Genomic DNA, 22,011 nt, shown 5'->3' with positions numbered 1-22,011 from the left:
GCGCGGACAGCAGCGCGCGTGGGACCTGTTGCGGTCCCACGCGCGCGTGGAGGTGATTCAGCTCCGGGTCAGCCGAGGCCGCTGACGCCGGTCGTGCCGCCGGCGTCCCCGCCGCCGCCCGAGGGGTCCGGGCTGGCCGGGTCATCGGTCTGCGACGGTGTCGGTTTGTCCGACGGCTCCGGGGACGTCGCCGGCTTCGACGGCTCGTTGCTCGGCTCGCTGCTCGGGGTCGACGACGGCGTGTACGACGGGGTGTACGAGGGCGTGTAGTCCCCGGACCCGGAGCTCGAGTTGCTGTCGTCCGAGGACGTATCCGTCGAGTCGTCGCTCGTCTCTTCGCTCGGGGACGCGGAGGACGTGTCCTGCTTGGTGCTCTGCGACGTGGTCGGCGAGTGGGTGGTGCCCTTGCCGCCGCCGCTTCCGCCGGTTTTGTGCATCGCCAGGGCGACGCCCGCCGCGATGGCGATCACCGCGAGGACGGCGAGGATCCACAGCTTGCCGCGGCCCCCTCCTCTGTTGCCGTGTCCCTCGAAGCCGCCGTCGTCCCCGCCGCCGTAGCCGGCAGGGAGGATCGGCTGCGGGATCTGCGTCGTACCGGAGGAGTCACCGGGGTGCGGCATCACCTGGGTGCCGGCGAAGCCCGCCGCCGGGGTGTACCGGCCGTCGTGCATGGTGACCGGGCCGGTGTTCCAGGTGCCGGTGTGGCCGCCCTGGTCGTACAGCATCTGCAGCCCGTACTGGATGAGCCCGCGCATCTCCTCGGCGGTCTGGAAGCGGTCGTCGGGCTCCTTGGCCAGCGAGCGCATGACAAGGCCGTCGAGTTCCGGCGGGGACACTCCGTCCGAGGTCTGGGACGGCGGCACCGGCGTGTCCTGGACGTGCTGGTAGACCACCGACAGCGGGGTCTCGCCGGTGAACGGGGGTCTGAGCGCGAGGAGTTCGTAGAGCAGGCAGCCCGTCGCGTACAGGTCGGAGCGGTGGTCGACGGCCTTGCCGAGCGCCTGCTCCGGGGAGAGGTACTGCGGCGTGCCCATGACCATGCCGGTCTGCGTCATCGTCGACTGGGCGCCGTGCAGGGCACGCGCGATACCGAAGTCCATCACCTTCACCGCGCCGGTGTGCGTGATGATCACGTTCGCCGGCTTGATGTCGCGGTGCACGATGCCGTGCTGGTGCGAGTAGGCGAGCGCCTCCAGAACACCGGAGACGATGATCAGGGCCTGCTCGGGACCCGGTGCCTCGGCATTGATGAGGAGGTCGCGGATGGTCCGCCCCTCGACGATCTCCATCACGATGTACGGCACGCTCTGGCCGCCCACGTAGTCCTCGCCGGAGTCGTACACGGCGACGATCGCGTGGTGGTTGAGGCCGGCCACCGACTGGGCCTCGCGCGTGAAGCGGGCCTTGGAGACCGGGTCCTCGGCAAGGTCGGCGCGCAGCAGCTTGACCGCGACGGTGCGCCCGAGGCGCACGTCCTCGGCGGCGAACACCTCGGCCATGCCGCCCCGGCCGAGTCTGCGGGTCAGCCGGTACCGGCCGTCCCCGACAAGCCCGCCGTTACCCCACATCTCCGGCGCATCCGACATTCCGCCGCCAGTCGCCTCGGGGTCGGACGGGCCCTGAGCGCGCTGCTGCTGCTCCATCAGTCCTCGCCGTCGTTTCTGCCCGCGGTGCGCGCGGTGTTGTTACGGTCTCCGTCGGCCACGCTACAGCCTCGGCGCAAGCCGCCGGACCGAGAAGGGGGCCGGAACCGGCACAGGACGGACCGGCCATCAAAGCGTCATTCCATCGTGTCGTGCAAGTTCTGTGTACCGCTGGTACATCCTCTGTAACGCTCGCGCGACGCTTCTATCGCGTACGGTCACGGATCGGGCACCGAGCTTGACGTGTCAGTGCCCTCGGGCAGACTTGGCCCGGAATAGCACTTTGGATCAACGACAGTCAATGGCGCCTGAAGGCCCACGGGGGAAGCGGAACATGAGCCAGGACGGCGCACAGGGCCGGTACGCGGGGCGGGCCTTGGCCGGGGGCCGCTATCAGCTGCGCGACTTGCTCGGCGAGGGCGGCATGGCCTCGGTGCATCTCGCCTACGACTCCGTGCTCGACCGTCAGGTCGCGGTCAAGACGCTCCACACCGAACTGGGGCGGGAACAGGCCTTCCGCGAGCGCTTCCGCCGCGAGGCCCAGGCCGTGGCGAAGCTCACGCACACCAACATCGTCTCGGTCTTCGACACCGGCGAGGACTCGCTCGACGGCATGACGACCCCGTACATCGTCATGGAGTACGTCGAGGGGCGCCCGCTGGGCTCGGTGCTCGACGAGGACGTACGGCAGTTCGGCGCGATGCCCGCCGACAGGGCGCTGAAGATCACCGCGGACGTGCTCGCGGCGCTGGAGATCAGCCACGAGATGGGCCTGGTCCACCGGGACATCAAGCCGGGCAACGTGATGATGACCAAGCGCGGCGTCGTCAAGGTGATGGACTTCGGCATCGCGCGCGCCATGCAGTCCGGCGTGACGTCGATGACACAGACCGGCATGGTCGTGGGCACCCCGCAGTACCTGTCCCCGGAGCAGGCGCTGGGCCGGGGCGTGGACGCCCGGTCCGACCTCTACTCGGTCGGCATCATGCTGTTCCAACTGGTCACCGGGCGGCTGCCGTTCGAGGCGGACTCGCCGCTGGCGATCGCGTACGCGCATGTGCAGGAGGAGCCGGTCGCGCCCTCCTCCATCAACCGGGCGCTGCCACCCGCGGTGGACGCGCTGGTCGCCCGCGCGCTGAAGAAGAACCCGAACGAGCGTTTCCCCAGCTCGGAGTCCATGCGCGACGAGTGCCTGCGCGTGGCCGCCTCCTTCCGGGCCGCCCCGCCGAGCATCGTGCCGGGTGCGCCCTCCCAGAGCGGCGCCGGCGTCGGCTCCGCGGTGTTCCCGCCGGTCGACCAGTCGGCCCCGGTGCCGACCGGCCCCGTCCAGACGCCGTACCAGCCGACTCCGCCCCCGAACCCGTACGGCACTCCGGCACCCACGCCGTCTCCGGCCTACGGCTACCCGCAGCAGGGCGGCTACCAGACGCCGTCGCCGTACGCGCAGCCGTCGACCCCGCCGCCGTACAACATCACGCCGCAGCCGGCGGGCGCCCCCGCGGGCGGCGGCCGGAACAACAAGCCGGTGATCGTCGGCTCGATCGTCGTCTCGCTCATCGCCGTCGGCGGCCTGATCGCGGCCCTGATGCTGAACGGCGGCGGCTCGGGCGGCGAGGGCAAGGGCGGCGGCGGCAGCGCGAGCGCGTCGCCGACGAAGGCGGCGGGCTACCGCGGGCCGGACACGTCGAAGAAGATCGACGTGAGCGACTGCAAGGAGCCGCAGGAGTCGTACAACGACCCCAACAAGATCAAGCTGCCCGACTTCCGGTTCAAGTACATCCAGTCGGTCAAGGAGTGCCTCCAGGCCGCGGGCTGGCATCTGAAGGTCAACGACGTCGCCGAGAACACCTACGGCCAGGGCGCGGTCCTCAACCAGTTCCCGGCGGCCGATTCCGACGTCGACCCGAAGAACATGCCGCAGATCCAGCTCGACGTGTCGACGGGCAACCCGCCCTCCTGACCGGGCCGTTCCAGGCATGTGAAGGGCCCGGCAGCTTCGGCTGCCGGGCCCTTTCGTCCATGTGTCCGTCGTGTTCGGGTCATACGGTCCTACGGTCCTACAGGTACGGTCCGCCCGAGCGGCCGGCCGTGGGGCCGTCCTCGCCCATCTCGTGGCCGACGCCCGGCGGAAGCGCGCGCCGCATCTGCTCCAACTGGGCCCGCGCGGCCATCTGCTGGGCGAACAGCGTGGTCTGGATCCCGTGGAAGAGGCCTTCCAGCCAGCCCACCAACTGGGCCTGCGCGATGCGCAGTTCGGCGTCGCTGGGGATGCCCTCGTTCGTGAAGGGCAGGGAGAGCCGCTCCAGCTCCTCCACCAGCTCCGGTGCCAGCCCGTCCTCCAGCTCCTTCACCGAACTGCGGTGGATCTCCTTGAGCCGCGCCCGGCTCGCCTCGTCCAGGGGAGCCGCGCGCACTTCCTCCAGGAGCTGTTTGATCATGCTGCCGATCCGCATCACCTTGGCCGGCTGCTCGACCTGCTCCGTCACCGGGACCTCGCGGGAGTCCTCGCCTGTGCCGCCGCCAATCGCCATACCGTCCTGGCCCACGACCAGGATCTGGGGATTCTCCGGCGACCTGTCGTTCCTCGGCATCTCCATGCCGCCATTCTCTCGCACCCGTGCATCTCATCACCGTGGTGCCCCCTGTGGAGGGTGATCCACCGTTTACGGTGCGGAAGTTTCCTTCCCGCGCCGCAGCAGCCGGGCCTCGCAGTGCTCCAGCCAGCGGATCTCGGCCTCCGTGTGACAGACGAGCTGCTCCAGGACCAGCAGCCGCGCCATCTCGTCCGGATGCTCCGGCGCCCGCACCAGCGCCTGCGCCCGCTGACGCACGTACTCGTGCAGCGCGTCCGTCACGTGCCGGCGCTGCGCCTCGACGACCTTGCGCACGTCGACGCCGGGTGCGCCGACCGCCAGCACCAGTTTGATCGCCAGCTCGTCCCGCGGCGGACCGCCGGCCCGCTCCACGGGACGCGCGAACCAGGCACCCAGCTCGGCCCGGCCCGCCGGTGTCAGGGCGTACAGGACCCGGCCCGCCTCGTCCTCGCCGTCCTGGACGACCAGCCCGTCGCGCTCCAGGCGGCCGAGGGTTGTGTAGACCTGCCCGATGTTCAGCGGCCAGGTGCCGGCCGTGCGCGCCTCGAACTCGGTGCGCAGCCGTGAGCCGTAGCGGGGGCCGTGTTCGAGGAGCGCCAGCAGTCCGTGACGTATCGACATACCCGGATTGTGCAGCGGGTTCGGATTTTTGGCGGAATCAGAAATGCCGGAAGTGCGGGGCGATGTGACGCTTGGGTCGTGACTCCATGGCTGCGTGCTTTGCAGGGGGCCGGACTGGTGGTGGGGGTGGGGGCGGGCGTCCTCGTGTGTCCGTTCGGGGGTGGATCCTCGTACGGGGCTGTCGCGTCGTACGGGAGCGGTTCGGCATACAGGGCTGTCGCGTCGTACGAAATCGGCTCGACGTACGGGAGCGGTTCGTCTCACGGCAGCGGTTCGTCTCACACGTCCCGCTCGTCGCACGAGAACGGTTCGATGTACGGAGCCGTATCGACGGCGCACGGCTCCTGGCGCACGCCCGCTGCCGGGCCCTCGGGCTCGGAGTCCCCGTCCGCCTCTCCGGCCGGGTCCTCCAAGCCTTCGCGCGCCGGGAGTGTGGCGGGTGAGGGGCGGGAGCGGCCCGGGCGGCGGGAGACGACGCCGGCGGACGAGCCCACGGGCCGTCCCTCCCAGGAGGCCGACGACGAGGGCGACGAGGCCGGGGACGCCGGGTATCCCGACGGCGAGCAGGACACGGGGGACGAGGCGGGCGGGGACGCCACCGCGTCGCCGCCCGCGGAAGCCGGCCTGGTGCCGTCCGGGGCATCGCAGCGTCCCGTGCAGCACGCCGCCTCGCAGGCCGAGGGGCCCGCCGAACCCGTACTGCGGATACTGCCGCTGGGCAGCGGACTGGTCCTGATCGGGCTCGGCCTGGGACTCGCCTTCATCGGCCTGCGGCTGCGACGGTCCTAGCCAGGCCCTGTCGTCAGACTCCCGTCGTCCGGCCTCAGGCCGGGCCTTGCGGCGTCAGATGCGTGCTCTGGGTGTCCCCCGGCCGGAGACTGCGGGAGCGCCGGGCGTAGGCCCTCGTACGGGCTGTACTTGGGTCTGCGCCCGGTGCGGCGAGAGTGGGTGCATGGCGTCGCGAGGCAGACGGGAATTCGACGACAGGGCCTGGGGAACGCGGCGACACTCCGGCGGCACCCCTGCGGAACTCAGGGCACGACCAGGAGCACCTTGCCCACGTGTCCGCTCTCCTCCACGACCCGGTGAGCCGCGGCCGCGTCACTCATCGGGAGTTCCCGGTCGACGACCGGGCGGACGTGACCGCCCTCAAGCAGGGGCCACACATGCTCGCGTACGGCCGCCACGATCGCGGCCTTCTCGCCGAGCGGGCGGGCGCGCAGCGAGGTCGCGCTGACCGCGGCCCGCTTGCTCAGGAGCGCGCCGAGGTTCAGCTCGCCCTTGATGCCGCCCTGCAGGCCGATGACCGCGAGGCGGCCGTTGACGGCGAGGGTCTGCACGTTTCGGTCGAGGTACTTGGCGCCCATGTTGTCGAGGATGACGTCGGCACCCGCACCGTCCGTGGCTTCCCTGACCTCCGCGACGAAGTCCTGCTCCCGGTAGTTGATCAGGATGTCGGCGCCGAGTTCAGCGCAGCGCTCCAGCTTCTCCTTGGTGCCGGCGGTGACCGCGACCTTGGCGCCGACGGCCTTGGCCAGCTGGATCGCCATGGTGCCGATGCCGCTGGAACCGCCGTGCACGAGCAGCGTCTCGCCGGGGCGCAGATGGGCGACCATGAAGACGTTCGACCAGACCGTGCAGACCACCTCGGGCAGCGCGGCGGCCACCTTGAGGTCGACGCCCTGGGGGACGGGCAGCAGCTGGCCGGCCGGGATCGCGGCCTTCTCGGCATAGCCGCCGCCCGCGAGCAGCGCGCACACCTCGTCGCCGACGGACCAGCCGGAGACGCCGGGGCCGATCTCGACGATCCGGCCGGAGCACTCGAGGCCGGGGTAGGGGGACGCGCCGGGTGGCGGGTCGTAGAAGCCCTGACGCTGCATGATGTCGGCGCGGTTGACGGCGCCGGCCACCACCTCGACCAGCACCTCGCCCTCGCCGGCCACCGGATCCGGGACCTCGTCCCACACCAGCACCTCGGGCCCACCAGGTTCGGGAATCGTGATCGCATGCATGGGCAGGACGCTACTCCTCGTCGCCGCTCCCCCCGCGGCGGCGGGCGGTGCGGCTCCACCACCCCAGCTGGTCAGTCCCGCCGCAACGGCCGGACGTCGGGCGCCACCTGCGCGCCCGGTGTCGCCCGTACGATCGTGATCAGACGGTCCGTCAACTGCAGTGTGCCGAGGGACGGATCGTCGTATCCGAGCACCCGGTGCCCGCGTACGACGCTCACCACCAGGTCCTCCGTCTCCCGCGGCTTCTTTCCCACCTCGGCCTTTATGACCGGTCGTTCGACCATGTCGAGCCCGCTGCCCTGCTGGATGAGGTCCTCCATCACCATGCCGGCCGCGGGGCTGAGCACGGACAGGCCGAGCAGACGGCCTGCCGCGCTGGCGCTGGTGATGACCGCGTCGGCGCCGGACTGCTGGAGCAGCGGCGCGTTCTCCTCCTCGCGCACCGCGGCCACGATCTTCGCCCCGCGGTTGAGCTGCCGGGCCGTCAGCGTGACCAGCACGGCCGTGTCGTCGCGCTGGGTGGCGATGATGATCTGCCGCGCCCGGTGCACCTCGGCCCGTCTGAGCACATCGCTGCGCGTCGCGTCCCCGAGGACGCCGGCGTAGCCCTCGGCCGTCGCGGCTTCGATCACCTTGGAGCTGGGGTCGACCACGACGACCTGCTCCTTCTTCAGCCCCGTCGCACAGACGGTCTGGATCGCCGAGCGCCCCTTCGTCCCGAAGCCGACTACGACGGTGTGATCGCGCAAGGCGGACCTCCAGCGGTTCAGTCGCCATTCCTCACGGGTGCGTTCGGTGAGGACCTCGAGCGTGGTCCCGACCAGGATGATCAGGAAGAGCACGCGCAGCGGCGTGATGACGAAGATGTTGGTGAGCCGGGCGGCATCGCTGACCGGGGTGATGTCGCCGTAGCCGGTGGTGGAGAGGGTGACGGTCGCGTAGTAGAAGGCGTCGAGCAGGTCGACCGCTCCGTCGGAGTTGTCGTTGTAGCCCTCGTGGTCGACGTAGACGATGAAGGCGGTCGCGACCAGCACCAGCAGCGCGAGCAGTACGCGTTTGGTCACCTGGCGGATCGGGCGATCCACCACATTTTTCGGGAGTTCCACCCTGTGGGTCACGAGATGTTCGTCCGCCTGGCGGGCGATCACGTCATGGCCCGGAAGTTTCACGTGAAACACACCCCGATTCCGGCGGAGGCCCAGGGCAGATCGAGGAGTTCGAGCTCCTGACCGGGGCGGGCGCCGCCCGGTGGTACGACGGCGAGGGCGTCGGCCGCCGCGATGCCGCGCAGCATGGCCGGTCCGTTGTAGTGCAGCGGCACGGCGCTGTCGCCGCGGAGCACCACGGGGATGAGCCGGGTGTCGTACGGATGCCCGTGTGCGGCGTCCTGGAGCGGCAGGGTGTACGGCTCCGGGGCGGGGCGTGCGGCAAGGGTGCGCAGCAGGGGTTCGGCGAGGGTGAGCAGGCCGGAGACGGCGGCGAGGGGGTTGCCGGGCAGGCCGACCAGGTGCTGGTTCTCCTTGGTGCGGGCCAGCAGCATGGGATGGCCGGGGCGTACCTTGACGCCGTCCACGAGAAGCTCGGCGCCGATACGGCGCAGCGTGGGGTGGACGTGGTCGACGGGGCCGGAGGCGGTGCCGCCGGTGGTGACGATCAGGTCGGCGTCGGAGCCGGTGACGGCCTTGCGTAGGGCCTTCGCGTCGTCGCCGAGCCGTCGCACGGAGGTGACCTCGGCGCCCAGCGCCCGCAGCCAGGGCGGCAGCATGGGGCCGAGGGCGTCCCTGATGAGGCCGTCGTGCGGCCGACCCTCGGTGAGCAGCTCGTCGCCCAGGACGAACACATGGACGCGGGGGCGGGGGACGGCCGTGAGGGTGTCGTAGCCGGCGGCCGCGGCGAGGCCGAGTACGGCCGGGGTCACCAGGGCGCCGACGGGCAGGAGTTGGTCGCCGGAGCGGCACTCCTGGCCGCGGGGGCGGATGTCCTGCCCGTGCTGAATATCTCGGGAGGCGTGCAGGCGCCCCTTTTCATCGATGCGGCCGTGTTCGGTGCGGAGCACGGCGGTCGTGTCCTGGGGAATGCGGGCGCCCGTGGCGATGCGGACGGCCTCGCCGTCGGTGAGGGCCTCCGGCTCGGCGTGTCCGGCCAGGAGGCCCTCGTCCCGTACGTCCCAGGGGCCGGGTCCCGCGACCGCCCAGCCGTCCATCGCCGAGGTGTCGAAGGAGGGCAGGTCGGTCAGGGCCGTGAGCGGGGCGGCGAGGGTGAGGCCGAGGGAGGCGCCGAGCGGGACCGAGACCAGGGCGCGTCGGGTGCCGGAACGGCCGGCGCGTGCGGCGATCGCCCGTGCCTCGGGCCAGCGGGTGGCCCGGTGGTGGGCGTCGGACGTGTGCGGCGCGGCGTGGTGTGCGCCGTGCGAGGCGGGCGCGGGGACGCCGTCGCCGGGGGCGCGGCTGTCAGGGTCGTTCACCAGGGCGAGCACCTCCTCGACGTCGAGGTCCTCGGCGTCCTCGCCGGTCGGGGCGGGGCGGGCGGTCATCCGGCGTCCGGGCGGGTATCGGGGCCGGCGCCGGGCGCTGCGTCAGGCCCTGCGCCCCCGGCCTTGTCGGCCTCGTCTGCCTCGTCTGCCCAGCGCAGGGCGAGGGCCGCGGCCTTGCGGGCGGCTTCGGCGACGGCTTCGGGGCCTCCTCCGGCCTGCGCGGCCGCGTAGCCGACGAGGAAGGTGGTCAGCGGTGCCGCGGGCCTGGCCACCGAGTGCGCGGCGTCGCGGGCGAGGTCGAGCAGGACGCCGGTGTCGACGTCGAGGTCGATCCCCAGCTCGTCCTTGGCTGTGGAAATCCATTCATCCAACACGTGCCCATGCTCCCTGATACGTGCCCTGGCGGCGGCGATGTCGTCCCAGGTGTCGCAGTCGAAGGACGCGACGGGGTCCGGGACACGGGTGAGGTCGAGGGCGGCGGTCAGCCGGCGCAGCGGTAGTCCGGTGAGCTCGCCGTGCTCGCTGGCGAGCGCGGCCAGTCCGCGACGCAGCGGGTGCGTGCGGTAGGCCGCCACGAGGGGCTGGTCACGGCCGTCGGCGTCGGTGAGCAGGACACCGTCGCTCTGGCTCGAGCCGAGTGCGGTCAGCAGCCGCCGTACCGTGGCCGCCCCGAGGAAGGGCAGGTCGGCGGAGAGGACGACGAGTTGTTCGGCCGTGGTGTGGTGCAGCCCGGCGCCGAGCGCTGCAAGGGGTCCCCCGCCGGGCGGGTCCTCACGGGCCCACAGCACGGGCCGCGCGGTGGGCCGGGACTCGGCGACGACGACGGTCCTGCGGGCGTCGGCGCAGGCGGCCAGCACCCGGTCCAGCAGCGCCCGGCCGCCGACGCGCACACCGGGCTTGTCGGCACCGCCGAGCCGCCGGGCGGCGCCCCCGGCGAGCACAAGCGCGTCGTACGCCGGAGCGGCGCCACGGTCGCCGGAGGGCTCGTACCCGGAGGGCTCGTACGAGGTCATCCCCCGAGTATGCGTGCCGTGGCGATCACAAGGAATGTGCGGGTGTCTCCGGGGGCACGGGGCCCCCGGGAGCACGGCGTGCCCAGGGGTGCCCAGGGGCACGGTCCCGGCTCACGCAGTCACCGGCGCCACCGGGCCACCGGGCCACCGGCGCCACCGGGCCACCGGGCCACCGGGCCACCGGGCCACCGGGCCACCGGGCCACCGGGCCACCGGGCCACCGGGCCACCGGGCCACCGGGCCACCGGGCCACCGGGCCACCGGGCCACCGGGCCACCGGGCCACCGGGCCACCGGGCCACCGAGGGAACGTGCGGGTGTCCCCGGGGACACGGGTCACAGGGTGACGCGGTCACGCGGTGCGCGGTGCGCGGTGCGCGGTCACAGGTGCGCACGCTCACGCAGCGCGCACGCTCACAGAGTGCGCAGCAGGACCGCCGGCTGTTCGACGCAGTCCGCCACGTACCGCAGGAAGCCGCCCGCCGTGCCGCCGTCGCACACCCGGTGGTCGAAGGTGAGCGAGAGCTGGACGACCTGTCGCACCGCGAGCTCGCCCTCGTGCACCCAGGGCTTGGGGACGATGCGTCCGACACCGAGCATGGCGGCCTCGGGGTGGTTGATGATCGGCGTGGAGCCGTCGACGCCGAACACTCCGTAGTTGTTCAACGTGAAGGTCCCGCCGGTGAGTTCCCCGGGCGTCAGCCTTCCCGCGTGGGCCGCCTCGGTCAGCCGGGCGAACTCCGCGGTCAGCGCCTCGGCGTCCCGCGCATGCGCGTCCCGTACGACCGGGACGACAAGACCGCGCTCGGTCTGCGCGGCGAATCCGAGGTGCACGTGGTCGAACTGGACGACCTCCCTCGCCTCCATGTCGACGGCGGAGTTGAGCTCGGGGAAGCGCGCGAGAGCAGCCGTGCAGATCCTTGCCAGCAGGGCGAGCAGGGAGATCCGGGTAACCCCGGCCGGCGCGTTCATCGCGGTCCGCGCGCGCATGAGTTCGGTCGCGTCGGCGTCCACCCAGCAGGTCGCGTCCGGTATCTCGCGGCGGCTGCGGGAGAGCTTGTCGGCGACGGCGCCTCGGACGCCCTTGAGCGGGACGCGGATTTCCGTGCCGTGGGCTGCGGGCGGGGTCGAGGTCGGCGCGGGCCTCACGCGCGCGTCGAGGTCGGCCGGCTGCTCCGCCGTCAGCTCGGTCCGCCCCTGGGCCTCGGCGGCACGCAGGGCGTACTCCACGTCCGCCCGCAGGATCAGTCCGTCGGGGCCGGAGCCCGTCATCTCCTTCAGGTCCAGGCCGTTCTGCCGGGCGAGCCTGCGTACCAGCGGCGAGATCACGGGAACGGGTCCCTCCGCCGCCACGGGGGCACCGACCTGTCCGTTCGCCTCCCCGGACGCAGCGGGCGCAGCCTGTCCCGGCCGCACCCTCCGCCGCCGCGCGGGCGCCTCCGACGTGCCGTATCCCACCAGTACGTTGCCCGAGCCCTCCATCTCGCGGCCGGTGGCAGGTGCGCCGACCGCCACCGTGATCAACGGGGCCCCGACAGGCAGCTCCGCGCCCTCCTCGCCGAAGCGGGCGGTGACCACACCGCCGTAGGGGCAGGGCACCTCGACCATCGCCTTGGCCGTCTCGACCTCGACGACCGGCTGGTCGATCGTGACGAGGTCTCCGACCTCGACGAGCCAACGGACGATTTCCGCTTCGGTGAGCCCCTCCCCGAGGTCGGGGAGCCTGAACTCCAGGCTGTGCATGTCAGAAGCGTGTGCCATCAGCCCTCGGCCTCCCATTGCAGGCGCCCCACGGCGTCCAGGATCCGGTCCACGCCGGGCAGGTGGTGTCGCTCCAGCATCGGCGGCGGATAGGGGATGTCGAACCCGGCCACGCGCAGCACCGGCGCTTCCAGGTGGTGGAAGCAGCGCTCGGTGACACGGGCCGCGATCTCCCCGCCCGGGCCGCCGAACCCGCCCGACTCGTGCACGACGACCGCGCGCCCGGTCCGTCGTACCGAAGCGCCGACCGTCTCGTCGTCGAACGGCACCAGGGAGCGCAGGTCGACGACTTCGAGGTCCCAGCCCTCGGCCTGTGCGGCCTCGGCGGCTTGGAGGCAGACGGGCACCGACGGTCCGTACGTGATGAGCGTGGCGCTCCGGCCCGAGCGCCGCACCACCGCGCGGCCTATCGGTTCAACGTCCGTCGGGTGCTCGGGGTTCCAGGAGTCCTTCGACCAGTACAGGCGCTTGGGTTCGAGGAAGACGACCGGGTCGTCGGAGGCGATGGCGGCGCGCAGCAGGCCGTAGGCGTCGGCGACCGTGGCGGGCATGACGACATGGAGCCCGGGAGTCGCCATGTAGTACGCCTCGGAGGAGTCGCTGTGGTGCTCGACGCCGCCGATGCCACCGCCGTAGGGGACGCGGATGGTGAGGGGGAGCGGCATCGCGCCGCGCGTGCGGTTGCGCATGCGGGACACGTGCGAGATCAGTTGCTCGAACGCCGGGTAGGCGAACGCGTCGAACTGCATCTCGACGACGGGCCGCAGTCCGTACATCGCCATGCCCACGGCCGTCCCGAGGATGCCCGCCTCGGCCAGCGGCGTGTCCGTGCAGCGGTCCTCGCCGAACTCCTTGGCGAGCCCGTCGGTGACCCGGAAGACACCGCCCAGGGTGCCGACGTCCTCGCCCATGACGTGCACGGTGGGATCGGCGGCCATGGCGTCGCGCAGCGCGCGCGTGAGGGCCTGCGCCATGGTGGCCGGCTTGAGGGCGACGGTGGTCATCAGTGCCCGCCTTCCTGCTCCGCGTGCAGCTCGGCCTGCAACTGGGCCTGCTGCTCACGCAGTTGGCCGGTGGGCTCGGCATAGACGTGGGCGAACAGGTCCATGGGGTCGAGCACCGGGTCCTGGTTCATGCGTTCACGCAGGTCGGCGGCCATGGTCTCGGCGGCGTCGCGGGCGGCCTGCATGCCGTCCTCGTCGATCAGACCACGTTCGGTCAGCTCGCGCTCAAGGAGCGCGATCGGGTCGTGCGCACGCCAGGTCTCGACCTCGGTGTCGCCGCGGTAGCGGGTCGCGTCGTCGGCGTTGGTGTGGGCGTCGATGCGGTACGTGATCGCCTCGACCAGCGTGGGCCCGCCGCCCTCGCGCGCGTGCCGCACGGCGTCGCTGAGGACCTCGTGTACGGCGGCCGCGTCGTTGCCGTCGACCAGGCGGCCGGGCATGCCGTAGCCGACGGCCTTGTGGGCCAGCGACGGGGCCGCGGTCTGCTTGGCCAGCGGGACGGAGATCGCGAAGCCGTTGTTCTGGACCAGGAAGACGACCGGGGCCTGCCAGACGGCGGCGAAGTTCAGCGCCTCGTGGAAGTCGCCCTCGCTGGTGCCGCCGTCGCCGACCATGGCGAGCGCGACCACGTCGTCGCCCTTGAGGCGGGCGGCGTGCGCGAGGCCGACGGCGTGCGGGAGCTGGGTGGCCAGGGGGGTGCACAGGGGGGCCACGCGGTGCTCGCGCGGGTCGTAGCCGGTGTGCCAGTCGCCGCGCAGGAGGGTGAGCGCCTGGACGGGGTCCAGGCCGCGTGCGACGGCGGCGAGCGTGTCGCGGTAGCTCGGGAAGAGCCAGTCGCGCTCCTGAAGGGCCAGCGCGGCGGCGACCTCGCAGGCCTCCTGGCCGGTGGTGGAGGGGTAGACGGCGAGGCGGCCCTGCTTGGTGAGGGCGGTCGCCTGCGCGTTGTACCTGCGGCCGCGTACCAGCTCGGCGTACAGGCGGCGCAGCAGCGCCGGGTCGGCCTTCGCCGCGGCCTCGGTGCCGAGGACGCGGTAGGGCTCCGCGTCGGGCAGCAGCGGCGCGGGGTCCGTGCGCGGCTGCCAGGCGGGCGGCGGGGACGGCCTATACGCGCCCCGCTGCTCCATGACCGTCATGACGGCACCTCCTCGTGGGAGCGGCTTCAGGCGCGTCACGGGTGTGATGCGCCTCACCTACCGATTGTTCGGTCGTCGGCACATTTTGGCTACAGGCACCTTCAGGCTGTGGACAAACGGTTCTCCACAACCTCAAATGAACGCAGTACGTCCATGGTAGGGAAGCGGGGGGACATGGCACCTGAACAAATGGCCGAAGGGGCGGAGGGCGGCGGCCAGCCGCCGATGCCCCGTCCCCTCGACGCGATCGATCTGGACATCCTGCAGATGCTCCAGGCGGACGGCCGCGCGTCGATACGGTCGGTCGCGGAACGGGTGCACGTCTCGCGCGCCAACGCCTACGCGCGTATCAACCGCCTCATCGAGGACGGCGTCATCCGCGGCTTCGGCGCCCGCGTCAACCACGAGCGCGCAGGTCAGGGCACCTCGGCGTACATCACGCTGAAGATCGTCCAGAACTCCTGGCGCACGGTGCGCGAGCAGCTCAGACAGCTGCCGGGTGCCTCCCACATCGCTCTCGTGGGCGGTGACTTCGACGTGCTGCTGCTGGTGCACACCTCGGACAACAGGGCGCTGCGTGAAGTGGTGCTCACCAAGCTGCAGGCGATGCCGGAAGTGCTCAGTACGCGCACGCTGCTGGTGTTCGAGGAGGAGGACCTGGAGCCGCAGGGCTGAGCCTGCGAGGGCCTGTCAGGTCTCCCTGGTCTCCTTGCGGAGACCTCCGAAGACCAACTGCACGACCGCGTCGGCGACTTCGCGCTCGCTCGTGCCGCGTCCGTCCGGCCGGTACCACTCGACGATCGAGTTGATCATCCCGAAGACGAGCCGCGTGGCGAGCCGCACCTCGACGTCCTCGCGCACGTCCCCGTCGGCGGACGCCGCCTTCAGCAGCTCGGCCACCTGGTGGTCGAAGTCCCGGCGCCGGTCCAGGGCCCACCGCTCGGTGGCCGTGTTGCCGCGCACGCGCAGCAGCAGCGTCACGTACGGCAGGTCGCCGATCAGCACCTCGACCATGCGCCGGACGACGTACTCGAAGCGCTCGTCGGCGCGTCCCACGCGCGCGTGCTCCTCGTCGAGGATCCCGAAGAGTCCGTCGAGCGCCCGGCTGACGGCACGGCGCAGCAACTCCTCCTTGCCGGCCACATGGTGGTAGATCGACGACTTGGAGATGCCGGCCGCCTTGGAGAGGTGCTCCATGGAGGTGCCGTCGTAGCCGCGCTCGTTGAAGACCTGGACGGCGACGGACAGCAGCGTCTCCGGGGTGTACGTGTCGCGCTTGGCGGTGGTCATGACGTGCTGCCCTCCCGCTTGTCGGTGGCGTACGCATGGCGGTACAGCGCCAGGGACGGCGCATAACGCCCGGAGGGGTCGCGCAGGTGCAGGTCGTCGAGGAGGGCGTACGCCCAGTTGCGGCCCAGCTTGCGGCTCCACTCGAAGGGTCCGAGCGGGTAGTTGACGCCCAGGCGCATCGCGGTGTCGATGTCCTCCTTGGTGGCCACGCCCTTGGCGACGGCGTCGTGCGCCAGGTCGATGATCCGGGCGACCGTGCGGGCGACGATCATGCCGGGTACGTCGCCGATGACGCTGACGTCCTTGCCGAGCGCCTGGAAGAGGCCGGTGGCCTCCGCGAGGGTCTTCGGCGCGGTGTCCTGGGAGGCGGACAGGGCGATGCGGGTGGCCCTGCGGTAGTCGAGGGCGAGGTCGAAGTAGACGACGTCGCGGAACTCCACGGAGGTCTGGCCGTCGGCGAGCGCCAGCTGGCCGCCGCCCGGCAGGACCAGCCGGGTGCCGTGGTCCTCGTCCTCCTCGCGTACGGCGATGCCCGCCTCGCGGATCAGCCCGAGCAGCTCGGACGCGGGGCCCAGGTCGCCCTCGACGACGACGTACGCGGGCGGCTGTGCGGGCTCCGCGGTGTGCGGCTCGGCGCTGTCGGCGTCGTCGCCGTAGTCGTACCAGCCGTGACCGCTCTTGCGGCCGAGCCGGCCCGACTCGACCAGACGCCGCTGGGCGAGCGACGGCGTGAAGCGCACGTCCTGGAAGAAGGACTGCCACACGGAGTGCGTGACCGACTCGTTGACGTCCTGCCCGATGAGGTCGGTCAGCTCGAAGGCGCCCATCCTGAAGCCGCCGGACTCGCGCAGCACCGCGTCGATGGTGGCGGGTTCCGCGCCCTGGGCCTCGTAGACCGCGAAGGCCTCGGCGTAGAAGGGCCGGGCGATGCGGTTGACGATCAACCCGGGGGTGTCGGCGCAGGCGACGGGTGTCTTGCCCCACGCGCGTGCCATCTCGTACGCGCGCGTGGCCGACGAGACGTCGGTGGCGAACCCGGAGACGACCTCGACGAGGGGCAGCAGCGGCGCGGGGTTGAAGAAGTGCAGGCCGAGGAAGCGGCCGGGGTTGCGCAGCGCGCCGCCGATGGCGGTGACGGACAGGGACGAGGTGTTCGTGGCGAGCAGACAGTCCTCGCCGACGATGCCCTCCAGTTCGCGCAGCAGCTCCTGCTTGGCGTCCAGCCGCTCCAGGACCGCCTCGACGACCAGGGAGCAGTCGGCGAGTTCGGAGAGGCTCTGGGCGGGCAGCAGACGGTCGCGTGCCGCGTCCCGGTCGGCGGCCGCGAGCCGGTCCTTCTCGACGAGCCGGTCGAGGCGGGCGCCGATGGCCTCGGCGGCTTCCCGGGCGCGCCCGGAAGCGGCGTCGTACAGCCGTACGCGATGGCCTGCGACCAGCGCGACCTGGGCGATGCCCTGGCCCATGGTGCCGGTGCCGACGACGGCCACGGGGCTGCTGAGGTCGAGTGCTGTCATGTGCGCGATCCTCCCGCACGGCGTTTTCCACAGATGCGGCGGACCCCCTTGTCCCGACCGATCGTTCGGTTACTCTAACTCTGACCGGCTGTTCCTGCCCATGTTTCTGCCCAGGTCATGAGCTCGACGAAGAGTTCACAAGACGAGGAGTTGACCCAGCATGGCCGCCGAACTGACCACGCACGAGCTGATCTCCCAGCACCGGCCCACCCTCGACCAGGCGCTGGAAGCGATCCGCACGCGCGCGTACTGGTCCCCGCACCCCGAACACCCCAAGGCCTACGGCGAGAGCGGCAGCCTGGACATGGCGGCGGGCAAGGGCGCCTTCGACGCCCTCCTGGGCACCCGCCTCGACCTCGGCCAGCCCGGCACGGACGACTGGGTGGGCGGCGAGGTCTCGCCGTACGGCATCGAGCTGGGCGTGACGTACCCGCACGCCGACGTGGACGAACTGCTGCCCGCCATGAAGGCCGGACAGCGCGCGTGGCGGGACGCGGGCGCGGAGATGCGCGCGGTGGTGTGCCTGGAGATCCTCAAGCGGATCAGCGACCGGACGCACGAGTTCGCGCACGCGGTCATGCACACCAGCGGCCAGGCGTTCATGATGGCGTTCCAGGCGGGCGGCCCGCACGCGCAGGACCGCGGCCTGGAGGCGGTGGCGTACGCGTACGTGGAGCAGGTCCGCACACCCGACACGGCGGAGTGGACCAAGCCGCAGGGCAAGCGCGACCCGCTCGCGCTGACCAAGCAGTTCACGTCGGTCCCGCGCGGGATCGCGCTGGTCATCGGCTGCAACACCTTCCCGACGTGGAACGGCTATCCGGGACTGTTCGCCTCCCTGGCCACCGGCAACGCGGTCCTGGTCAAGCCCCACCCGCGCGCGGTGCTGCCGCTCGCGCTCACCGTGCAGGTGGCCCGTCAGGTGCTCGCCGAGGCGGGCTTCGACCCGAACCTGGTGGCCCTGGCCGCCGAGCGTCCCGGTGAGGGCATCGCCAAGACGCTGGCCACCCGCCCGGAGATCCGGATCATCGACTACACGGGCTCGACGTCCTTCGGGGACTGGCTGGAGGCCAACGCCCGCCAGGCGCAGGTCTACACGGAGAAGGCCGGCGTGAACACGGTCCTCGTGGACTCCACGTCGAACTACAAGGGCATGCTCTCCAACCTGGCGTTCTCGCTGTCGCTGTACAGCGGCCAGATGTGCACCACCCCGCAGAACCTGCTGATTCCGCGTGACGGCATCCGCACCGACGAGGGGCCGCGGACCTTTGACGAGGTGGTCGCCGACCTCGCCCGCTCGGTGGACGGTCTGCTCGGCGACGACGCGCGCGCGAACGCCCTGCTCGGCGCGATCGTCAACCCGGACGTGAAGGCCCGCCTGGAGGCGGCGGCCGGACTCGGCGAAGTCGCCCTGGCCTCACGCGAGATCAGCAACCCGGAGTTCCCCGACGCGGTCGTGCGCACCCCGGTGATCGTGAAGCTGGACGGTGCGCGGAAATACTGGGAGGGCGCGGACGACGAGGCCGCGTTCATGAGCGAGTGCTTCGGTCCCGTCTCGTTCGCCGTCGCGGTCGACTCGGCGGCCGACGCGGCGGAGCTGCTGCGGCGCACCATCCGCGAGAAGGGCGCGATGACGGTCGGGGCGTACACGACCGACGAGGAGGTCGAGCAGGCGGTCCAGGAGGTATGCCTGGAAGAGGCCGCCCAGCTGTCGCTGAACCTCACGGGCGGGGTGTATGTGAACCAGACGGCCGCCTTCTCCGACTTCCACGGCTCGGGCGGCAACCCGGCGGCCAACGCGGCGCTCACGGACGGTGCGTTCGTGGCCAGCCGTTTCCGTGTGGTGGAGGTCCGCCGGGAGGCCTAGAGGGCGCTCGCGCCCCCGGTGGCACTCCAGTGGTACAGCGCCATGGCCACACTCGTCGCCAGGTTGTAGCTGGAGACCTGGGGACGCATCGGGAGGGACAGCAAGTGGTCGGTACGTGCGCGTAGTTCGGCGGACAGGCCGCTGCGCTCGGAGCCGAAGGCGAGGACGGCGTCGTCCGGGAGCTTGACCCCCCGGATGTCGTCGCCCTCCGGGTCCAGGGCGTACAGCGGGCCCGTCGGCAGCTCGTCGACGGCCAGCCGTTCCACGGCGGTCGCGAAGTGCAGTCCAGCCCCGCCTCGCACGACCGTGGGGTGCCAGGGGTCGAGCGTGCCGGTGGTAACCACCCCGGTCGCGCCGAACCCGGCGGCCAGCCGGATCACGGCACCCGCGTTGCCGAGGTTGCGCGGGTTGTCGAGGACCACGACGGGTGCGGTGCGGGGGGTGTGCGCCAGCCTGTCGAGGTTGGCCGCGCGAGACGGTCGTACGGCCAGGGCCGCCACGGCGGTGGGGTGCGGGCGCGGGACCAGGCTCCGATACGCCGGCTCCGGCACCTCGGTGAGGAGTTCGGCCAACCTGTCCCGTACGTCGGGGGCCAGTTCGTCGGCGAGGGCGAGCGCCGCCCGCCGGTCGGTGGTGACCGCCACCGGCAACTCGGCTCCGAAACGCACGGCGTGCTTGAGGGCGTGGAAGCCGTCGAGCAGCACGCAGGTGCCGGCGAGCCGGCGCCAGTCGCTCATAGGGCCGGCAGTGGGGTCGGTCATGGCGTGCAGCCTACGTGCGCGTGCGCACGGCACCCCGCCTGCTCCGCCCTCATGCCAGGCAGATCACGCCGGCGAGATCACGTGCGCGAACGCTGCCCGCTCACGCCCTGGATCCCGCTCGCGTTGGACGCTGCCCGCTCACGCCCTGGAGCCCGCTCGTGTGGGCTCGGGGTTTTCCGGGGCCCGCGGGCCCGGCAGCGTCACACGGCCGTCGCGGTCGAAGACGCGCTCACACGCGCGTGCCGCCCAGCCGCCCAGCCGGCGCAACAGCGACGTCGGCAGGAAGACCGCGTCCGCCGCGATCATGGCGAGCGAGAAGAACGGCAGGCCGAGGACCACGGCGATCACGGCGTGTTCCGTCATCATCGCGGCCAGCAGGACGTTCTTGACCCGCCGGTTGAACAGGGTGAACGGGAAGGCGACCTGCACGATCACGGTCCCGTACGTCACGAGCATCACCATCGTGCCGCTGGAGGACAGCAGATCGGCGAGCCCGGGCCAGGGCGTGAAGTAGTCCAGGTGGAGGGGGTAGTAGACCGCGGTGCCGTCCTGCCAGCGCGTGCCCTGGATCTTGTACCAGCCGGCTGTCGCGTAGATCAGACAGGCCTCTGCAATGATCACGAAGAGGGCGCCGTTGTGCACGATGTTGGCTATGACGTCCAGCAGGATCCGGGGCTCGCCGCTCCTCGCCCGGCGCCTCACGGCCCACTCCAGGGCGGAGGCGAGCCACACGACCCACAGGATCACCGGCACGGTCGGGTCGACGCCGTCGAACCGGCCACCGGCGGTCACCGCGACCAGCGCGAACCCGAGCAGGCCCCACAGCGCGGGGCCGACCCGGTCCGAGACGTACTGCTCACTGACGTACGGGGCCGAGACGTACTCTCCACGCGCGCGTGCCTCACGCGCGCGCCGTGCCCGACGCGCGTCCAGCGACCAGACCTGGCCGCAACGCGTGAACACGAGGTAGACGGACATCAGGTGCAGGACGTTGTCGCCGCCGTCCCCCATGAAGACGCTGCGGTTCTGCAGCGAGAGGACACCGATCATGAACAGAACGGACATGGTGCGGGTGCGCCAGCCGAGCAGCAGCAGCAGGCTCGACAAGGCGGCGAGCACGTAGACGACCTCGAACCAGCCCCGGGTGTCCGACCACATCAGAGCCGTGAAGGCATTGTTGGACGAGACCAGCTGCTGGGCGAGGTCCCAGCTCCACGGGCTTCCGGGGCCGTACAACTCGTCGCGGTGGGGGATCTCGCGCAGCAGGAACAGCAGCCAGGTCGCGCTGAAACCTATGCGGACCACGGCGGTCTGATACGGGCCGAGCGCCGCCCCGGTGATGCGCGCGATGGCGGAGGAGACCGCCAGGGCGTAGCGGTTCACTCGGCGCCTCCGTCGGTGTCGGCGGCCGTGACGGGCCACCAGGGCAGCACACGGTCCATGGGCTTGTCCGAGATCTTCTCCGTGCTCCACTTCGGCGGCGGCACGTTGGTGGTACGGGAACGCACCTGTATCTGCTCGATGACGCCACCCTTGCCGGACGCGTCGTCGCGGTCCAGGCGCAGCATCACGATGCGCCGCAGGTAGCTCTCGGAGAGGGTGCCGCGCAGGCCCGTCGAGCGGTTGGTGCTGTCGTGCGTGGCGACGAAGAAGTCCCAGGCCCGGCGCAGTTCGTTCTGCTGGGTGTGGCTGGGCAGCAGATTGCCGTCGATGGCCCGGCCGTCCTCGGCGGACAGGTCGTACCAGCCGGTGGTCCGCAACTCGCCGTTCTTCGCCTGCACCTCGGCGCGGACCTGGAGCGCGATGTTCTGCTGCAGCGGGTTCGGCGCGAAGAGCTTCCAGTTCTGCTCGAACTCCGGGTAGATCCAGTCGTCGATCGCCTTGCCGTGTGCCTTGGTCAGCGTGTTCGCCGGCGCGACATGCAGAAAGACCATGCCGACGTGCACACAGACGACGACGGCGACGACCGCGAGCGCCAGCGCGGCGCCGATCTGGTAGCGCGGGGAGAGAGCGGCCACACCGGTACGCGGCGCGGAGTACGGGCCGGGGGCAGAGGTTGAGGCGGATGCGGGGGCGACGGGGGCACCTGCGGAGGTCCAGGCCCCAAGATCGGTTCCGCCCGTGTCCGAACCGGCGATCCGCTTCGAACCGGCGATCCGCTTCGGTCCGCCATCGGGCACGGGTGAACCGTCAAGGTCAGATCGATTGTCGGGTTCGGGTAGACCGGCGGGCTCGTGTGGACCCTCCGACTCGCGTGAGACGTCAGGCTCGGATGCGCGGGAGCGCTCGTACGGGCCGTCCGCTTCCGAAGATCCGGCAGGCTCGT

The 22,011-nt window shown here is 71.6% G+C and carries 19 protein-coding genes; 4 read left to right on the top strand and 15 right to left on the bottom strand.

What is annotated here, in order from left to right; all coding sequences use genetic code 11:
• Positions 1-68: 68 nt before the first annotated feature.
• The gene (locus ACYUED_RS22380; protein WP_491294031.1) at positions 69-1,643 is read right to left on the bottom strand and encodes a protein kinase domain-containing protein; all 1,575 of its coding nucleotides are present in this window, start codon (positions 1,641-1,643) and stop codon (positions 69-71) included.
• Between the two features lie 334 nt (positions 1,644-1,977).
• Between ACYUED_RS22380 and ACYUED_RS22375 the strand changes: the two genes are divergently transcribed.
• Positions 1,978-3,603 (top strand): protein kinase domain-containing protein, encoded by a 1,626-nt coding sequence (locus tag ACYUED_RS22375; RefSeq protein ID WP_491294029.1) that lies wholly within the window; start codon positions 1,978-1,980, stop codon positions 3,601-3,603.
• Positions 3,604-3,700: 97 nt separating this feature from the next.
• Here the strand turns inward: ACYUED_RS22375 and ACYUED_RS22370 are convergent, their stop codons facing one another.
• Together ACYUED_RS22370 and ACYUED_RS22365 are read right to left on the bottom strand one after the other, a co-directional pair.
• Complete coding sequence (locus ACYUED_RS22370; RefSeq protein ID WP_491294028.1) at positions 3,701-4,240, bottom strand: bacterial proteasome activator family protein; 540 nt, start codon at positions 4,238-4,240, stop codon at positions 3,701-3,703.
• Positions 4,241-4,306: 66 nt separating this feature from the next.
• Positions 4,307-4,858 (bottom strand): PadR family transcriptional regulator, encoded by a 552-nt coding sequence (locus ACYUED_RS22365; protein WP_491294027.1) that lies wholly within the window; start codon positions 4,856-4,858, stop codon positions 4,307-4,309.
• Positions 4,859-5,170: 312 nt separating this feature from the next.
• On the opposite strand from ACYUED_RS22365, the gene ACYUED_RS22360 reads away from it, so the two are divergent.
• On the top strand, positions 5,171-5,647 hold the full coding sequence (locus ACYUED_RS22360; RefSeq protein ID WP_491294026.1) for a hypothetical protein: 477 nt from the start codon (positions 5,171-5,173) through the stop codon (positions 5,645-5,647).
• Positions 5,648-5,889: 242 nt separating this feature from the next.
• Here ACYUED_RS22360 and ACYUED_RS22355 read toward each other — a convergent pair whose 3' ends face one another.
• From ACYUED_RS22355 to pdhA, 7 genes are all read right to left on the bottom strand, one after another.
• Positions 5,890-6,870 carry an NAD(P)H-quinone oxidoreductase gene (locus tag ACYUED_RS22355; RefSeq protein ID WP_491294025.1) on the bottom strand — a complete coding sequence of 327 codons (981 nt, stop codon included), beginning with the start codon at positions 6,868-6,870 and terminating at the stop codon, positions 5,890-5,892.
• 71 nt (positions 6,871-6,941) lie between these two features.
• Complete coding sequence (locus ACYUED_RS22350) at positions 6,942-8,039, bottom strand: potassium channel family protein (protein ID WP_491294024.1); 1,098 nt, start codon at positions 8,037-8,039, stop codon at positions 6,942-6,944.
• A complete protein-coding gene (locus tag ACYUED_RS22345; protein ID WP_491294023.1) occupies positions 8,036-9,403 on the bottom strand; it encodes a molybdopterin molybdotransferase MoeA in 1,368 nt (455 codons plus the stop codon). The genes ACYUED_RS22350 and ACYUED_RS22345 overlap by 4 nt, the downstream gene beginning before the upstream one ends.
• Positions 9,400-10,356: an NTP transferase domain-containing protein gene (locus ACYUED_RS22340; RefSeq protein ID WP_491294022.1), complete on the bottom strand. Its 957-nt coding sequence runs from the start codon at positions 10,354-10,356 to the stop codon at positions 9,400-9,402. Before ACYUED_RS22340 ends, ACYUED_RS22345 begins: the two co-directional genes overlap by 4 nt.
• A 413-nt stretch (positions 10,357-10,769) precedes the next feature.
• Positions 10,770-12,116, bottom strand: a complete 1,347-nt coding sequence (locus ACYUED_RS22335; protein ID WP_491294021.1) for a dihydrolipoamide acetyltransferase family protein — start codon at positions 12,114-12,116, stop codon at positions 10,770-10,772.
• Positions 12,116-13,120, bottom strand: a complete 1,005-nt coding sequence (locus ACYUED_RS22330) for an alpha-ketoacid dehydrogenase subunit beta (protein WP_491294020.1) — start codon at positions 13,118-13,120, stop codon at positions 12,116-12,118. The genes ACYUED_RS22335 and ACYUED_RS22330 overlap by 1 nt, the downstream gene beginning before the upstream one ends.
• Positions 13,120-14,253, bottom strand: coding sequence for a pyruvate dehydrogenase (acetyl-transferring) E1 component subunit alpha (gene pdhA / locus ACYUED_RS22325; RefSeq protein ID WP_491294019.1), 1,134 nt, complete (start codon positions 14,251-14,253; stop codon positions 13,120-13,122). Before pdhA ends, ACYUED_RS22330 begins: the two co-directional genes overlap by 1 nt.
• Positions 14,254-14,427: 174 nt before the next feature.
• On the opposite strand from pdhA, the gene ACYUED_RS22320 reads away from it, so the two are divergent.
• The gene (locus ACYUED_RS22320) at positions 14,428-14,928 is read left to right on the top strand and encodes an Lrp/AsnC family transcriptional regulator (RefSeq protein ID WP_491294018.1); all 501 of its coding nucleotides are present in this window, start codon (positions 14,428-14,430) and stop codon (positions 14,926-14,928) included.
• Positions 14,929-14,943: 15 nt separating this feature from the next.
• Here ACYUED_RS22320 and ACYUED_RS22315 read toward each other — a convergent pair whose 3' ends face one another.
• A complete protein-coding gene (locus ACYUED_RS22315; RefSeq protein WP_491294017.1) occupies positions 14,944-15,543 on the bottom strand; it encodes a TetR/AcrR family transcriptional regulator in 600 nt (199 codons plus the stop codon).
• A complete protein-coding gene (locus ACYUED_RS22310) occupies positions 15,540-17,057 on the bottom strand; it encodes a 3-hydroxyacyl-CoA dehydrogenase (RefSeq protein ID WP_491294016.1) in 1,518 nt (505 codons plus the stop codon). Before ACYUED_RS22310 ends, ACYUED_RS22315 begins: the two co-directional genes overlap by 4 nt.
• Before the next feature lie 160 nt (positions 17,058-17,217).
• Here ACYUED_RS22310 and paaN point away from each other — a divergent pair, with 160 nt between their 5' ends.
• Complete coding sequence (gene paaN / locus ACYUED_RS22305; protein ID WP_491294015.1) at positions 17,218-18,924, top strand: phenylacetic acid degradation protein PaaN; 1,707 nt, start codon at positions 17,218-17,220, stop codon at positions 18,922-18,924.
• Here paaN and ACYUED_RS22300 read toward each other — a convergent pair.
• From ACYUED_RS22300 to ACYUED_RS22290, 3 genes are all read right to left on the bottom strand, one after another.
• A complete protein-coding gene (locus tag ACYUED_RS22300) occupies positions 18,921-19,685 on the bottom strand; it encodes a TrmH family RNA methyltransferase (protein ID WP_491294014.1) in 765 nt (254 codons plus the stop codon). The genes paaN and ACYUED_RS22300 overlap by 4 nt on opposite strands.
• 138 nt (positions 19,686-19,823) lie before the next feature.
• On the bottom strand, positions 19,824-21,068 hold the full coding sequence (locus ACYUED_RS22295; protein WP_491294013.1) for an HTTM domain-containing protein: 1,245 nt from the start codon (positions 21,066-21,068) through the stop codon (positions 19,824-19,826).
• Positions 21,065-21,865, bottom strand: a complete 801-nt coding sequence (locus ACYUED_RS22290; protein ID WP_491294012.1) for a DUF5819 family protein — start codon at positions 21,863-21,865, stop codon at positions 21,065-21,067. Before ACYUED_RS22290 ends, ACYUED_RS22295 begins: the two co-directional genes overlap by 4 nt.
• Between the last annotated feature and the right edge of the window lie 146 nt (positions 21,866-22,011).

It is taken from the genome of Streptomyces sp. DF42 (assembly GCF_058267695.1).
The sequence above is the reverse complement of the archived record's forward strand: the minus strand, read 5'-3'. Positions and strand labels throughout refer to the sequence as shown.

Coding starts and splice junctions, on each gene's coding strand:
- ACYUED_RS22315 (WP_491294017.1), bottom strand. CDS start 15,543: ATGACCACCGCCAAGCGCGACACGTACACCCCGGAGACGCTGCTGTCC.
- ACYUED_RS22340 (WP_491294022.1), bottom strand. CDS start 10,356: ATGACCTCGTACGAGCCCTCCGGGTACGAGCCCTCCGGCGACCGTGGC.
- ACYUED_RS22380 (WP_491294031.1), bottom strand. CDS start 1,643: ATGGAGCAGCAGCAGCGCGCTCAGGGCCCGTCCGACCCCGAGGCGACT.
- ACYUED_RS22360 (WP_491294026.1), top strand. CDS start 5,171: ATGTACGGAGCCGTATCGACGGCGCACGGCTCCTGGCGCACGCCCGCT.
- ACYUED_RS22335 (WP_491294021.1), bottom strand. CDS start 12,116: ATGGCACACGCTTCTGACATGCACAGCCTGGAGTTCAGGCTCCCCGAC.
- pdhA (WP_491294019.1), bottom strand. CDS start 14,253: ATGACGGTCATGGAGCAGCGGGGCGCGTATAGGCCGTCCCCGCCGCCC.
- ACYUED_RS22370 (WP_491294028.1), bottom strand. CDS start 4,240: ATGGAGATGCCGAGGAACGACAGGTCGCCGGAGAATCCCCAGATCCTG.
- ACYUED_RS22375 (WP_491294029.1), top strand. CDS start 1,978: ATGAGCCAGGACGGCGCACAGGGCCGGTACGCGGGGCGGGCCTTGGCC.
- ACYUED_RS22355 (WP_491294025.1), bottom strand. CDS start 6,870: ATGCATGCGATCACGATTCCCGAACCTGGTGGGCCCGAGGTGCTGGTG.
- ACYUED_RS22330 (WP_491294020.1), bottom strand. CDS start 13,120: ATGACCACCGTCGCCCTCAAGCCGGCCACCATGGCGCAGGCCCTCACG.
- ACYUED_RS22365 (WP_491294027.1), bottom strand. CDS start 4,858: ATGTCGATACGTCACGGACTGCTGGCGCTCCTCGAACACGGCCCCCGC.
- ACYUED_RS22320 (WP_491294018.1), top strand. CDS start 14,428: ATGGCACCTGAACAAATGGCCGAAGGGGCGGAGGGCGGCGGCCAGCCG.
- ACYUED_RS22300 (WP_491294014.1), bottom strand. CDS start 19,685: ATGACCGACCCCACTGCCGGCCCTATGAGCGACTGGCGCCGGCTCGCC.
- ACYUED_RS22310 (WP_491294016.1), bottom strand. CDS start 17,057: ATGACAGCACTCGACCTCAGCAGCCCCGTGGCCGTCGTCGGCACCGGC.
- paaN (WP_491294015.1), top strand. CDS start 17,218: ATGGCCGCCGAACTGACCACGCACGAGCTGATCTCCCAGCACCGGCCC.
- ACYUED_RS22345 (WP_491294023.1), bottom strand. CDS start 9,403: ATGACCGCCCGCCCCGCCCCGACCGGCGAGGACGCCGAGGACCTCGAC.